The sequence below is a fragment of the Chroococcidiopsis cubana SAG 39.79 genome, assembly GCF_003991895.1.
Lineage (GTDB): Bacteria > Cyanobacteriota > Cyanobacteriia > Cyanobacteriales > Chroococcidiopsidaceae > Chroococcidiopsis > Chroococcidiopsis thermalis.
This window is the reverse complement of the sequence record NZ_RSCK01000097.1, coordinates 1-12019: the sequence shown is the minus strand read 5'-3', so window position 1 is coordinate 12019 and position 12019 is coordinate 1. Positions and strand designations below refer to the sequence as shown.

Here is a 12019-nt window from a genome sequence, read left to right as displayed (position 1 = left end):
AGTGCGAGTCTTAGAGGGTTTTTCTAGTCATAGTGAAATCAAGATCGAGCGCTTTCGTTCTTCGGTAGAGCTACATCCGGCAAACTGCCCGATTCGCCCTTGTCCAATGCATCCCAATAGCTAAAAACGTGGTGGAAATCGTACAGCTCGAATTGGATTTGTGGCAGGCATTGGATGTTGCGATCGAGTCCCCTGAGTCGGCGGACGTGCGATCGCTGCTACTATCTTTAGATCGGGCGATGGAGCATAGCGATCTGGCGCAACAGTTGGCAATCGGAGCTGAGGGGCTAGCGCGAATCGTGGCAGTTTACGCGGCGCGGGCAAAGTCACTGATTGGGGAATGGGAAAGCCAGTACAATCCGACCGAACCAGTTGTTGATGTTGATGAATGTGCCGATCTATTCGTGCAGTCGCTACACTTAGATCTGTCGGATTTAATCGAGCCACCAGAAACAGTACAGTACCCCCAAAATCGACAGCCCCCAACTGCGATCGCTACCAATAACTCTCTTGTCGGACAAGTAGATAAGTTAGCAGTATTGGCAATGGTAGGACAACTAGAAGCAGAAGATAATTCAACCCGATCTGATGCAGAGCAAAAAGATTTCATAGTTGCGCTTGCTCATACTGAAGATTTTTCGCTCTGGAAGCGCGCGATCGCCGATTGTTTTGTTAACACGTCCCAGAAGTGCTTGCCTTTAATTGAAATAGTACAGCAGGTACAGTACCCAGCTACACTGGAGAAAGATTTAGGAGATCTACTGGTGAAAACCTGGTTAGCTGTTTTGCTGGGAGGTTTTGGCTTGGAGCAGCGCGAAGACTTTTACGAAACAACTGGAATCTGGGTTTCTTGCCTGACATTGCTGCCTGAGAACTAAGAAACAGTTCACCGTGAATCATAACGAGCTAGAAAAAATTAAAAGTTAGTCAACAATCAGTTAGCCGTTCAACTCATAACAATATCATTTTGCTATATCTATGCTATCAAAGATGAGGCAATCGTATGGTAAATATTAGTCTACGGGACGTACCTGACGAGCTGTATCAGCAGCTTAAGCAGGTGGTGTAAACGATCTGTTGGTGTGCTAATTCTTAAAATCAGCTAATGATAGAGTGGATTGAGCTGTTATTTGAGAGTCTATGACTGTTTGGATTGCTGTTGAATGCCCGGATTGCCATTCTACTGATATCATTAAGCACGGTAAATCCTCTGAAAACAAACAACGCTTCCTCTGCCAGAATCCTGAGTGCTTGCGCCGTACCTTTGTTCTTGACTATACCATTGTGGACGGACAAGAAAAGTCAAGTAGCAAATAGTTGAGATGACCCTGAATAGCAGCGGAATTCGGGATATTGCTCGTCGGGTGCTCAAAGTCGGTGCTTCCACAGTGATTCGAGAGTTGAAGACAAAGAAACCTGAGCTCAAATCCGTGAATCAAAAAGCCTTAGAAAATCTCAAGTTGGAGCAAGTGGAAGTAGAAATATATCAAGTAAAAGAGGCAGAAGAGCTAGAAGAGGCAGGAGTTGAGGAATCAGAATTAGACGAGATGTGGAGCTTTGTAGAGAGCAAGAAAAATCCTCGCTGGTTGTGGCACGCTATTGACCGTACTACAGGACAAGTATTAGCTTACGTTTTTGGCAGAAGGAAAGACGAAGTTTTTAGAGAATTGAAAAAGCTACTAGAACCTTTTGGAATTAAAAAATACTGTACGGATGGATGGGGAGCTTACGAAAGAAATCTTCTGGAAGGTAAGCACGAAATTGGTAAGAGAAAGACACAAAGAATGAGAGAAAGCACTTAAACTTAAAAGGACAAGAATCAAACGATTGCAAAGAAAGACTATCCGCTTTTCCAAGACGGAAGAGATGCACGATTTAGTAATTGGATTATTTATTAACCACTATGAGTTTGGTGTATTAATTTAGACCCTAACAACAGATCGTTAACACTACCGCAATTTCTGATGTTGTAGTATTATATTCGGTAGCAGTAAACACAGCTTCATCGGTCGTGGCTCGTTCGTAGTTAGAAGTAAGACGAGGCGTTTCAGCTAGAGCAGGAACGCTTTGAGCAGTGAAACAGAAAATGCCGAAGTTACCAGCCAAACATAAATACGGTTTGAAGTAGTGCTTTACTAGGTAAAGCATAGAATTATAAGTCATTGGCTGCTCCTCGCGTCGATAGCCTACGTACCTGCACAAAAACGGATTTACCCTTATGGATCGGATTGAAACATTGCAAGTACCTCTTCGGTTGGAGCGACGTTTCCCCTAACCAATAAGTTTTGACCTTTAACAGCTGCCGCCACTCTAGTAACGTTTGCACCATGGTGCCAGCCAGCCAGCATCATCTCGTCTGTAATCCCAACTGGCTCCATACCCTGTCCGCCTGAGCGACCATGCGGCCCCCAGTGACTTCCGGCAACTCCGGCACCTGGTGTCGTTTTCGGCAACGATACTAAAATCATCCCTGCACCGGCTAAAGCTGCAAGCATTCCCAACTGCGCGAGCTCAACACCCGCACCTGCGTTACCGTAGCCGCCGCCGACCGAGAAGACCCCACCAACTTTGCCGACCATCTCGTCCTTCAGCCACAGGACTTCAATGGTATCCTCGATAAACTTTTTCACCCGCGCATCAGCGGAGCGATGGCGCATCGGTGTTCCCAAAAGCAGTGCGTCACAATTCCGCACTTCGTCCTTGGTTGCCTCTGTCACTTCGCGCAGCAAGACTTTGGCTCCTTCGACCGAGCGAGCACCATCGGCAACAGCTTTAGCCATTTTGCGCGTATTACCCATTGTGGAAGTGTAAACGACCAAAACGTTCGTCATGTGTGTTTTCCTCGATCGTGTAGGAGTGTAATGTTGCACTTAAAGAACTATTAAGGATCTTTCATCAGTTGAGATAGGATTTCCTCATACATAATGGTTTGAATCGTTCGACCGAAGTCCTGCGACCATGAGACAGCTAGTTCCGCCATGACCTGATTGGTCGAGGTCAGAGTGACACCATGTCTTTCCATACGTCGCGTGGAAGTTTCATCGGCAAGCATGGTTGGCGAGCCACCCGCATCCACGACGACTTGGACTTCGTAGCCGTCTTCCACTGCACTAATGGCTGGAAAGACAATGCAGACATCGTTGGTTAGCCCAGCCACGATCAGCTTTTTCTTACCTGTAGCTTCGACCGCGCTTTTAAAGTCCTCATACTCCCAGCAGTCAACGATACCGGGGCGCTTGACCCGTTTTTCATAGGCTTCTGGTGCGATAGTCTGCAAATCGTCCAGCAGCAAACCTTGAAAATTAGCTTCCATACTGCTGGTTAAGATAAGAGGCATCCTGGTTTCGACCGCCGTGCGAGCCAGCGCGCGCGTGTTTTGCACAATCTCTTCGCGCGGTAGGTTGCGGGCGAGCTTAATTGTGCCTTGTTGATGGTCAATCAACAGCATTGCTGCATTTTCAACTGTAAATTTGTTTTTCATTTCATGCTCCTCAAAACTTATTTTTTCCTCTAATTTTTACAAGCGTGTTGCAATCGAATCGGTCTAACCCTTTTTTTATCACTCTAAGCGGATGAAAATATCGGCTGTAAGTTCAGTCGATGCACTAGTGGACAGAAGAACTGATTCATCTGATGTATCAGATGCTCAAACCCACTCTCAAGCGATGCAATCGGAAATACATCCAGCCATCATTTGAGCCAGTTGAAACAAATCAACGGTTGAATTATCAAGCGCAGATTGTTGAGCAGGTTCTTCCAACCGCGTTGATTATCCCACCAAGCGCCGAGTTGTGCCGTTGTTGGTTGGACCGTGGCAGAAAGCAGGGCCAAATTCTTAGCCCCACTTTCTAGCTGACATCTCTACGGTTCGTCAACACATTCAGGCAGTAGCCACAGTGTGCTGCGTTTCGCTTTGAGCGTTGTCCTTGCCTTGCGCGGTATAGCCGAACAAGTATTCGTTGAACACGCTTTGCACCGGCTCTTTGTAAGGGCCGAGGTGGTCGTGCAGCAGTTCAGCGGCGACCGAAACCCAAGTCGTCATGATGCAGCCCGCGTTGTTCATCCGCAGGACGCAGGCATCCTCGGCGCGCTTGCTCCATGCGCCGGAAGCATCCAGCACGCAGTAAACCTCGAAGCCTTCGCGAGCGGCCGCCACGGCAGGAAACACCAGGCACACGTCGGTCGTCAGCGCCGACATGATGAGCTTCTGGCGGCCCGTCGCTTTGACCGCCGCGACGAAGGCTGGGTCTTCCCACGCGTTGACTAGGTGACGGTTGATGATGGGCAGGTTGGGGAACATGGCGACAAGTTCGGGCATCAGCGAGCCGTTGATGCCCTGCGCGAAGCTGCTTGTAAGGATGGTCGGCATCCCTAGCACCTGAGCTGTCTTACCCAGCGCAAGGATGTTAGTGCGAAGCTCGTCGCGGTCGATGGACTGGATGCCGGGGAAGAAGCCTTCCTGGTGGTCAATCAGCAACATGGCCGAGTTCTCGACGCTCAAGCGTTCGGGGAACGGGTTGAGGCACGTTGCACCATTGATGTTGTCATTCGAGGTGTGTTTGTTGAGGTTCATGATCTCTCCCGTATGCATGTTAAGCTTACAGAATAAACTTATTGTTGTCCAATACTATTTTTGAGCTAAGTTAATACTTTTAAGGTATTAATCAAATAATGGAGCTTCGACAGCTACAATACTTTCTAGCTGTGGCGGAAGAGCTGAATTTTGGTCGGGCAGCCGCACGGCTTGGGATCGCCCAGCCACCACTTAGCCGACAGATCCGTCAGCTTGAGCAGGAATTAGGCGTAGAACTTTTTCGTCGCACCAAGCGCCGAGTTGAGCTAACTGAAGCCGGAATAGCATTTGTAGAAGAGGTACGCCAAATACTGGCACAGGTTGAACAAGGGGTGCTGGTGGCACAACGAGCCAGTCGTGGTGAAATCGGTCGGCTTGTTGTCGGATTTGAGGGTTCTTCTACCTATGACGTGATTCCAATGTCATTAAAGGTTTACCGAGAGCGCTTTCCAGAAGTCGATCTTGCCGTGTATGCAATGACTACAGAGGAGCAGATCCAGGCTCTACTTGAAGGTCGCATTGGTATCGGCTTTGTTGTATCTCCCATCAATGATAAAAGACTGGCTATCGAGACTATCTTGCGCGAATCCCTAATTTTAGCAATACCTGAAAACCATCCTCTAGCAACCCGGACCTCGGTACGGGCGCGGGAACTGGAAAGTGAACCTTTTATCACATTCCAACGCGATCGCGGCTGTGGACTATATGACCAAGTAATCGCAGTTTGCCAACGCGCCAACTTCAGCCCTAGAATCATTCAAGAAGCCGACGAGATGCAAGTCATATTGGGTTTTGTAGCGGCAGGGCTGGGAGTGACCTTATTATCTGCCTCTGTTGTACAGTTTCAACGACCGGGGGTAGTTTATCGGATGTTGCAACCATCTACGCCAAAAGTTTCCTTAGCTTTGGCTTGGCGGCGTGACCTTACATCGGCTGCATTACAAGCTTTTATTGAAGTAGTTAGGGAATGTGCAAGATGAGGCTAGCACTGCAAATAGCATTGTACGAATTGCTGTCGTATTTGAAAGTGTCAGAACTGGGATCTCAAGTCTTTATTCTCAATAATATTGAGAAAAATCTCAAGAAACCTAACGAAGAATTTAAGTCTTTAGGAAAAGATGTGAAGTCGAATTCTCAATAAGAAATAGTGAGATCTCAGTTCTGACACTTTCCAAATTATGGGCTTCTTTACCAGAGATTTATCAACAATCTGCCTTCGTCTATACAGATTTTTGGCAAGCTTATACAACAGTTATTCCCGTAAAACGCCACCGAGCTGTTGGTAAAGAAACAGGTCTCACTAATCGGATTGAAAGGTTAAATAATACCTTGAGACAGCGGGTTTCTCGATTGGTAAGAGCAAGTCTATCATTTTCCAAAAAACTTAACAATCACATTGGAGCGATTTGGTACTTCATTCATGGCTACAATGCAGAGTTAGACAGGATTTGAGCTTCACCACTACTTCCATATCACTACCGATTTGAGCTTCACCACTACTTCCATATCACTACCCGATTGAGGAGCTATTCTTGCTGTAACCTACAGCTCAACAGTCACGGTGTACTATATGTAATGTTCTCCACTCCAAGTTCAACTAATCTTCAGTTTATGCCTCTCGATCGACAACGCTACCCCCAAAACTGGAACCAAATTGCCTTGAGTGTTAAACAAGCAGCCTCTTGGCGTTGTCAGCATTGCAAACAACAGTGTTTGCGTCCTGGAGAAAAACCTGACTCGCTTGCTCGTTCTGAGTGGACGCTCGTCACTCTCTCGGTGCATCATGCTAATTTCACTCCAGAAGATAACCAACCGGAGAATCTGATTCCGCTATGTACCCCATGCCATCTATCGCTGCACGCAGTAGCCAGACGTAAAAATGTTTCACCTGGGCAACTGTCTTTGTGGTAGTGTCAGCAAGCATCGGGATGCCACTTGCTAGGTAAGGTAGCAAAACTTTAATGCTTTTTAAAGCGTAACAATCTTGCTCCTGTTCTAGCTTCAGCTCTGCGAGAGCGAAACTGCTGTAACAATTGCTAGCAGAAAGTACTATCTCGACATGTTAGTTTTGCTAGTTTTGCTTTTTCCCTCTAGCTCCTCGTGATGTCGGACTGCGCCTTGTTGCACCACCAGAAGACTTGCGCATAGTAGAAGCAGTGTTAGAAGAGCTGCGTTTGGCTGGTGGTTGGGCAGTAGTTTCTGGCTCTGGTTCGTCGGAGCGCTCTTCGGGTCTGGCTGGGGGTGTTTCGGGTGATGCTTCGGGCTGCGATTTCTGTTTTGTTGCCGCCTGACTCGCAGTTTTGCCACGGGTAGCTGGCTTTGAAGTTTTGGCGGTCGTCTTACCAATTGATGCAGATTTGGCAGTAGTCTCCGGCTCTACTATTGATTGTGGAGTCGCTTCTGGTTCTACTGTTGGTGCAGAGGATGTTTCAGGTAAGGCGACAGGCTGCGATCGCTGTTTTGTCTTCGCTCTCGTCGCAGTCTTGCCACTTTTGGCAGGCTGGGAAGTTTTGGCAGTCTTGGCAGTCATCTTACCTTTAGAAACAGATTTAGTAGTAGCTGCTGGCTGTACTGTCATAACTTCCGCCTCTGTGCTTAGCTGAGTAGACGGTTGGCTGGTCTGTTTTGGCTTGTCTTTGGATTTTGATGTTGCAGTTACACTTGGCTGTTTCTTGGCTGGGCGCTGTGCTGTCGTCTTTGCAGAATCCGTGCGCTTTTGTGTAGTTGAGGCATCAGACTTACTCTTTGGCTTCAATGCAGAGCGATCGCCCGATGATGAGATTTCTGGTTCGTCTTTTGGAGTGAGTGGTTGTAACTCAACGGCGAATGCACCTTTGGTTTCGGCAGTGACGATCGCAACTACCATTTCTGTTTCGCGCTCGTGCTGCTCGAAAAGGGTTTCGAGGTCGGGTAGTCCCATTTGTCTAGCTATGCGCTTAATCTGATTCGACTTGAGAAATCTCGCCTCCATCTGTGCGACTTCACCAGTTAGGTAGTAGTTGACTACCAACACTCCCGCTTCTTGCTCTTGTGCCATTTCTCGGTAATATTTGCTTAAGCTCTGTAGGTCGGCACTGACTAACTGCTTTAATTGCTGCAACTCATCCATCAAAAAATCGACTCAATCCCAGAAATTTTCCTCTACCATCTACAATAACTGCCGATTTCACACTTTCACTCTCGTCCAAAAAAAAGTTAATGGAACGAGCTATCAATTTTCGTCATTGAGGGAACAAGGGTACGATTTTAGCAATAGGTCACAACTGTGACCGACAAAGGAAGCAAATGTATCAACGGGCTAGTTAGTCAACTTTTCCATCGCAGAAGATGTAATTCGTTTTCAGTCGCAATTTTATGAGACAATGCGAACTTTACTAGGAGAGTGTATGGCTGCTGCTTATATCCAAGACGAAACTGAGTTTAATACGCTACTAAAAACTGAGCCAGTGCTTGTCGTAGACTGTACAGCTACTTGGTGTGGACCTTGCAAACTGATTGCTCCTTTAATCGACCAATTGGCACAGGAGTATGGCGATCGCGCTCGGGTCTTGAAGCTAGACTTAGATGCTAACCAACCGATTGCCAAACGATTTAGTATTCGCAGTATTCCGGCTGTGATGCTGTTCAAGCAAGGCGAATTGGTAGAAACGCTCGTCGGTGTTAAACCTTACGAAGAATTCAGCAGTGCTGTGGCTAAGTATTTGACTGAATGACTATTGTTCAGCGCACTCATGAGGGTTGCATCGTCTTGATGATGAGTGGTGCTATTTGTTTGGAGTTGTTAGAAGAGCGATAACTTCGTTCAGCTAAACGCTGCGCTACACTTCGTGAACGCTAACGCGCTCTGACTAGCTATTTTCTTCACCTGCATCGACTTGCAGTTGTTGACAAAGGATGGTGTCAGCAGGAATAGCGCTTAACCGTTTTAGCAGAGTGAATCTTTAGCTGCACGTCTTTTACTGCCTCAAATAGCAAGTGCTGTCCGAGAAATACGACTCGCTCCAAATACCAGTGAGGAATATTTGTAATCCGAGCAATTTGAATTGAACTAGTTGCGTTCTTGTATTGACATAAAATACGCTGTTGGTAGCGTCGGGTAATGAATCTACAATTTGAGTCATAGTTTTACCTCTTGGCGACAACAGCAAAACAAGCTTGACTCAACTTAACTTAATGTGAGTCAATGCGCCACGGGTGCCATAAACAAGCACTTTAGTTTCACCCGCTCGTTAGATAATTCGAGAATTTCTTGACTATTGAGTATTACCCTAGTTTCAGCTTCACTGAGCGCGATCCCGCCGCCACCGCTTCTGAGCTTCAAAACAAGCTACCATTGCCGACTATTGATGTGCTTCCATATAGGCACGGAGCAATTGATTGATCTGCGTTTGATAGCCCCGCCCTTGAGACTTAAACCATTTTAGTACATCGCTATCAATGCGAAGTGTCACCTGAGTTTTGACTTTGGCAACAGATAAACCCCGTCGCACTACTGCCTTAGCAAACATTTCTGGCGTGATCTCTGGGCAATCCGATAGATCGATATCTTCATCGGTCATTGTATCCAATCGTTGCCAATCAGTTTGAGAGTTGCTCGAAGTAGATTCGTCGTTCATATTTCGTCGCTTTTCTAGCAGAAATAATTCGGGTACAATCCTGGCGCTCGGTATGAACAACAGCAATGACTCGCCCTTGCAACAAACCGAGTGTGATAAAACGCTGTTCCCCATAACTGTAACGGTCATCCTCAACTGTTAAAGTATCTCCATCGAATACATCTGGGATGTCAAGAAAATCAATGCCGTGCTTGCGAAGATTGGCAAGACGTTTTGCTTCATCCCATTCGTATTCCATGAGCGAACGACAGTTACAATTTCCTATTGTAGTTACAAATTGTCGTTACAGCTACCCATGTTTAACAACTTCGTTCCTCAACGATCCGGTAGCAACTTCAAACCACTGCCTCACCCGATGATTCGCAACATAACAATCGCGTACCTGAAAGTCTCAGTTCATCACAGCATCGATGGAAGAACCAGAGGTGACAGAGTAGTTACCAGATCAAGTGAAGCGCTGTATAATTATTGCCGTCTTTCTTGACTACTAGTTGTCAGAGGATTTCGGAATTTTCACTCATGCAGATGCTTGCTGTTCTCGCTCTAACTTCGGGCGCGATTGCTTGACGTATTGCTTCATCTAAAGATTTTTCTAGCGGCAAAACAATAGATTTGCCTTGCAGTTCCCTGTAAAGACCACTAAATTTGCCTTTAACTCTTGGTTATTCTATTAGAGTAAATTGACGACAATCCTTCCGAGTTGGTTATCTAGGTTAAGCAACTTCATCTTTTAAGAGTTCAGTCTTTACTGCTTCTGTTATGACTTTACGCAACCACCTACCACGCTCTGTGGTCGGAAGCTTGTTTAGAGCATTCTCAACTTCCAAAGATACTTTCACTCCTATCACTTTCCTAGAAAGTGCTTCATCTCCTTCCGGTTTAAATTGAGTATCTTTTTGAGTACGTTTTGCCACTAATCATCACCTCCAGTCCTAGTTTACTAGGTTTTTTGGAAAATGACAAAATAAAAAATTGCCCCAAAAAAGGTTGCAGTACCTGGTTAACCAGGTTATACTAGTATTAGTTTGAGTTGAGAAGCGGTTAGTTCTCTAGAGTTGGAAGCCTGAAAACTAACCGCTTGCTATCCCTTTACAAAAAAGGAAGATTTATTATGGCATATCTTACCGCACCGGATGCAATCAGTGCGAAGCAGTCGTATCGCTACTACGTCGATTTAGTCAGCGTTCAGCGCGACTACCAAGGCGTACCAGAGTTTACCAGAACGATTGATGTGGTAGTGACGCAGCCAAGCAAAGAAGCGATCGTATCTTTGGTAGCAGCCTGTAGCTGGTTGAAGGGCTACGAAGTCATCTCCTACAACGAACTCAGCTTCCAGGAAGCGCCGTTCTAAATCAAATCGGTTTGGAGCTGACTGCTTCAAGCTTTAATTTTGTAGGAGAAAACTATGAGTCACATACCAACTCACAAAGACTTATCAACGCTGGCGATCGCTCCTCATCTCAAAATCGACACGATTGATGACTTACAACGCTTAGGCGAAATCCTGTCTCGCTCTGGCTTCTTTGAGGACTGCAAACAAGCGGCCCAAGCAGTGGTGAAGATTTTAGCAGGTGCGGAGCTAGGCTTTCCAGCTTTTTCTTCCATGTGTAGAATATTCATCATCAAAGGAAAACCAGCTATCGGGGCAAATTTGATGGCGGCAGCAGTCAAAAGAAGTAGTCGCTACGATTATCGAGTTGTTGAGTTAAGCGATCGCGTTTGCAAGATTACCTTTTTTGATGCTGGGCGAGAAATCGGCGTAAGTGAGTTTAGCGCGGCTGACGCACAAAAAGCTGGAACCCAAAATATGGGGAAGTTTGCGAGAAATATGCTATTCGCACGGGCAATGAGCAATGGCTGTCGTTGGTTCGTGCCGGATATCTTTTTGGGTGCAGCAGTATACACGCCCGAAGAACTAGGAGCAACAGTGGATGAGGATGGAAATGTTATCGAGGTTTCGCCATCACCTCCCTTAACCGGGCTGCCATCAAACCAAAAAGAGATTTATCGCTCCTGGCGCTCGCCTAGCGATGCACTCTTATGGGCGAGAGAATGCTTGCCGCATCTAACTGTTGAGGAAATCCAAGCCCAATTTGAAACACTAGATGCACCACCAGGAAGGAAAGCACCTGCTTGGATAGCCAAAGTCAACGAATTAAAGCAAGTTTACATGACTAGTGGCAAGCATTCACCCGCCCAACCGTCTGCATAAGAATCTAGGCTCTTGCAGTTGCAGGAGCCTTTTATTGGGAAGAAAAATAATGATCGCAACCGAGCAGAAAACCAAGCAGAATTTCGAGAGCTTCTGGGACGTGTTAGACCGCCTAGATGATTTTGGACTCAGTCCCAACCAATTTCGCGTCTACTGTCACCTGTTCAAGAACGCAGTAGATGGCAAAGTTTCAGAATCAAGCGAAAGCATAGCTCAAGTTTGTAGGTTAACCCGCATTACAGTGCTACGGGTACTGTCGCAGTTGGCACAGATGAATTTAATCGAGTGCGATCGCGCTGCTGGAAAGAAATCGGTGTTTTATCTGATGCCCTATTCGTGTTGGCGCTCCCTTGCACCCAAAGAAAAGAAACAGGCGATCGCGCAGCCCAGTAAAGTTGTCCAATTGAGAGTTAGCGATACTAGTCAACTCTTCTCTGATACCTGTTCATCAGATTTACCTGTTAACGAGATTTACACCCAGCAGGGCAGACAAGAACCCTTTAGGGGTTCTTGTCTGCCTCCTGCCGTGCAACCAGTTAACGAAATTGACCTGTCAAATCCCTTTACTGGTTCTCTAGACGGAAAGTTAGCAGCTGCCAGAGAGCGGGGATGGCGCGA

The 12019-nt window shown here is 46.5% G+C and carries 17 protein-coding genes and 4 pseudogenes; 10 read left to right on the top strand and 11 right to left on the bottom strand.

Features of this window, described 5'->3' with window-relative positions; all coding sequences use genetic code 11:
- Positions 1 to 128 precede the first annotated feature (128 nt).
- A complete protein-coding gene (locus DSM107010_RS30960; protein WP_106168034.1) occupies positions 129 to 878 on the top strand; it encodes a hypothetical protein in 750 nt (249 codons plus the stop codon).
- 262 nt (positions 879 to 1140) lie between these two features.
- Positions 1141 to 1926, top strand: a pseudogene (locus tag DSM107010_RS43250) (IS1 family transposase).
- A 3-nt stretch (positions 1927 to 1929) separates the two neighbouring features.
- Here DSM107010_RS43250 and DSM107010_RS30950 read toward each other — a convergent pair.
- From DSM107010_RS30950 to DSM107010_RS30935, 5 genes and pseudogenes are all read right to left on the bottom strand, one after another.
- A complete protein-coding gene (locus tag DSM107010_RS30950) occupies positions 1930 to 2163 on the bottom strand; it encodes a hypothetical protein (protein WP_127024741.1) in 234 nt (77 codons plus the stop codon).
- Positions 2164 to 2216: 53 nt separating this feature from the next.
- Complete coding sequence (locus DSM107010_RS30945) at positions 2217 to 2831, bottom strand: flavodoxin domain-containing protein (RefSeq protein ID WP_106168032.1); 615 nt, start codon at positions 2829 to 2831, stop codon at positions 2217 to 2219.
- Between the two features lie 50 nt (positions 2832 to 2881).
- On the bottom strand, positions 2882 to 3481 hold the full coding sequence (locus DSM107010_RS30940) for an isochorismatase family protein (RefSeq protein ID WP_106168031.1): 600 nt from the start codon (positions 3479 to 3481) through the stop codon (positions 2882 to 2884).
- An 83-nt stretch (positions 3482 to 3564) separates the two neighbouring features.
- Positions 3565 to 3780 (bottom strand): annotated as a pseudogene (locus DSM107010_RS41625) (IS701 family transposase); the annotation flags it as partial.
- 100 nt (positions 3781 to 3880) lie between these two features.
- On the bottom strand, positions 3881 to 4573 hold the full coding sequence (locus DSM107010_RS30935) for an isochorismatase family protein (RefSeq protein WP_158631907.1): 693 nt from the start codon (positions 4571 to 4573) through the stop codon (positions 3881 to 3883).
- A gap of 98 nt (positions 4574 to 4671) precedes the next feature.
- Between DSM107010_RS30935 and DSM107010_RS30930 the strand changes: the two genes are divergently transcribed.
- The 4 genes and pseudogenes from DSM107010_RS30930 to DSM107010_RS30920 all read left to right on the top strand — a co-directional run bounded on the left by DSM107010_RS30930 (position 4672) and on the right by DSM107010_RS30920 (position 6484).
- On the top strand, positions 4672 to 5553 hold the full coding sequence (locus DSM107010_RS30930) for a LysR family transcriptional regulator (RefSeq protein WP_127024735.1): 882 nt from the start codon (positions 4672 to 4674) through the stop codon (positions 5551 to 5553).
- Entirely contained in the window at positions 5550 to 5714 is a 165-nt protein-coding gene (locus DSM107010_RS38895) for a hypothetical protein (RefSeq protein WP_158631906.1), read from the top strand. The genes DSM107010_RS30930 and DSM107010_RS38895 overlap by 4 nt, the downstream gene beginning before the upstream one ends.
- Before the next feature lie 35 nt (positions 5715 to 5749).
- A pseudogene (locus DSM107010_RS30925) lies at positions 5750 to 6025 on the top strand (IS1 family transposase); the annotation flags it as partial.
- A gap of 123 nt (positions 6026 to 6148) precedes the next feature.
- Positions 6149 to 6484, top strand: a complete 336-nt coding sequence (locus tag DSM107010_RS30920) for a hypothetical protein (RefSeq protein ID WP_206751844.1) — start codon at positions 6149 to 6151, stop codon at positions 6482 to 6484.
- 160 nt (positions 6485 to 6644) lie between these two features.
- Here the strand turns inward: DSM107010_RS30920 and DSM107010_RS30915 are convergent, their stop codons facing one another.
- The gene (locus tag DSM107010_RS30915; RefSeq protein ID WP_106169308.1) at positions 6645 to 7682 is read right to left on the bottom strand and encodes a hypothetical protein; all 1038 of its coding nucleotides are present in this window, start codon (positions 7680 to 7682) and stop codon (positions 6645 to 6647) included.
- A 253-nt stretch (positions 7683 to 7935) separates the two neighbouring features.
- On the opposite strand from DSM107010_RS30915, the gene trxA reads away from it, so the two are divergent.
- The gene (gene trxA, locus DSM107010_RS30910) at positions 7936 to 8286 is read left to right on the top strand and encodes a thioredoxin (protein WP_199755846.1); all 351 of its coding nucleotides are present in this window, start codon (positions 7936 to 7938) and stop codon (positions 8284 to 8286) included.
- A gap of 187 nt (positions 8287 to 8473) precedes the next feature.
- Here trxA and DSM107010_RS41620 read toward each other — a convergent pair whose 3' ends face one another.
- The 5 genes from DSM107010_RS41620 to DSM107010_RS30890 form a co-directional block, all read right to left on the bottom strand.
- Positions 8474 to 8593, bottom strand: a complete 120-nt coding sequence (locus DSM107010_RS41620) for a DUF1830 domain-containing protein (RefSeq protein ID WP_241994418.1) — start codon at positions 8591 to 8593, stop codon at positions 8474 to 8476.
- A gap of 160 nt (positions 8594 to 8753) precedes the next feature.
- Entirely contained in the window at positions 8754 to 8894 is a 141-nt protein-coding gene (locus tag DSM107010_RS38890) for a hypothetical protein (RefSeq protein ID WP_158631905.1), read from the bottom strand.
- A 19-nt stretch (positions 8895 to 8913) separates the two neighbouring features.
- Positions 8914 to 9189 carry a BrnA antitoxin family protein gene (locus DSM107010_RS30900; protein ID WP_127024732.1) on the bottom strand — a complete coding sequence of 92 codons (276 nt, stop codon included), beginning with the start codon at positions 9187 to 9189 and terminating at the stop codon, positions 8914 to 8916.
- On the bottom strand, positions 9152 to 9427 hold the full coding sequence (locus DSM107010_RS30895) for a BrnT family toxin (protein WP_127024729.1): 276 nt from the start codon (positions 9425 to 9427) through the stop codon (positions 9152 to 9154). Before DSM107010_RS30895 ends, DSM107010_RS30900 begins: the two co-directional genes overlap by 38 nt.
- A 475-nt stretch (positions 9428 to 9902) precedes the next feature.
- Positions 9903 to 10103 carry a hypothetical protein gene (locus DSM107010_RS30890; RefSeq protein ID WP_127024725.1) on the bottom strand — a complete coding sequence of 67 codons (201 nt, stop codon included), beginning with the start codon at positions 10101 to 10103 and terminating at the stop codon, positions 9903 to 9905.
- A 197-nt stretch (positions 10104 to 10300) separates the two neighbouring features.
- On the opposite strand from DSM107010_RS30890, the gene DSM107010_RS30885 reads away from it, so the two are divergent.
- The 3 genes and pseudogenes from DSM107010_RS30885 to DSM107010_RS30875 form a co-directional block, all read left to right on the top strand.
- A complete protein-coding gene (locus DSM107010_RS30885) occupies positions 10301 to 10540 on the top strand; it encodes a hypothetical protein (RefSeq protein ID WP_106169157.1) in 240 nt (79 codons plus the stop codon).
- Between the two features lie 54 nt (positions 10541 to 10594).
- A complete protein-coding gene (locus DSM107010_RS30880; RefSeq protein ID WP_106169156.1) occupies positions 10595 to 11401 on the top strand; it encodes a hypothetical protein in 807 nt (268 codons plus the stop codon).
- Between the two features lie 49 nt (positions 11402 to 11450).
- Positions 11451 to 12019 (top strand): annotated as a pseudogene (locus DSM107010_RS30875) (hypothetical protein); the annotation flags it as partial.

Coding starts and splice junctions, on each gene's coding strand:
- DSM107010_RS30950 (WP_127024741.1), bottom strand. CDS start 2,163: ATGACTTATAATTCTATGCTTTACCTAGTAAAGCACTACTTCAAACCG.
- DSM107010_RS30945 (WP_106168032.1), bottom strand. CDS start 2,831: ATGACGAACGTTTTGGTCGTTTACACTTCCACAATGGGTAATACGCGC.
- DSM107010_RS30940 (WP_106168031.1), bottom strand. CDS start 3,481: ATGAAAAACAAATTTACAGTTGAAAATGCAGCAATGCTGTTGATTGAC.
- DSM107010_RS30935 (WP_158631907.1), bottom strand. CDS start 4,573: ATGAACCTCAACAAACACACCTCGAATGACAACATCAATGGTGCAACG.
- DSM107010_RS30930 (WP_127024735.1), top strand. CDS start 4,672: ATGGAGCTTCGACAGCTACAATACTTTCTAGCTGTGGCGGAAGAGCTG.
- DSM107010_RS38895 (WP_158631906.1), top strand. CDS start 5,550: ATGAGGCTAGCACTGCAAATAGCATTGTACGAATTGCTGTCGTATTTG.
- DSM107010_RS30920 (WP_206751844.1), top strand. CDS start 6,149: ATGTTCTCCACTCCAAGTTCAACTAATCTTCAGTTTATGCCTCTCGAT.
- DSM107010_RS30915 (WP_106169308.1), bottom strand. CDS start 7,682: ATGGATGAGTTGCAGCAATTAAAGCAGTTAGTCAGTGCCGACCTACAG.
- trxA (WP_199755846.1), top strand. CDS start 7,936: ATGCGAACTTTACTAGGAGAGTGTATGGCTGCTGCTTATATCCAAGAC.
- DSM107010_RS30900 (WP_127024732.1), bottom strand. CDS start 9,189: ATGAACGACGAATCTACTTCGAGCAACTCTCAAACTGATTGGCAACGA.
- DSM107010_RS30895 (WP_127024729.1), bottom strand. CDS start 9,427: ATGGAATACGAATGGGATGAAGCAAAACGTCTTGCCAATCTTCGCAAG.
- DSM107010_RS30885 (WP_106169157.1), top strand. CDS start 10,301: ATGGCATATCTTACCGCACCGGATGCAATCAGTGCGAAGCAGTCGTAT.
- DSM107010_RS30880 (WP_106169156.1), top strand. CDS start 10,595: ATGAGTCACATACCAACTCACAAAGACTTATCAACGCTGGCGATCGCT.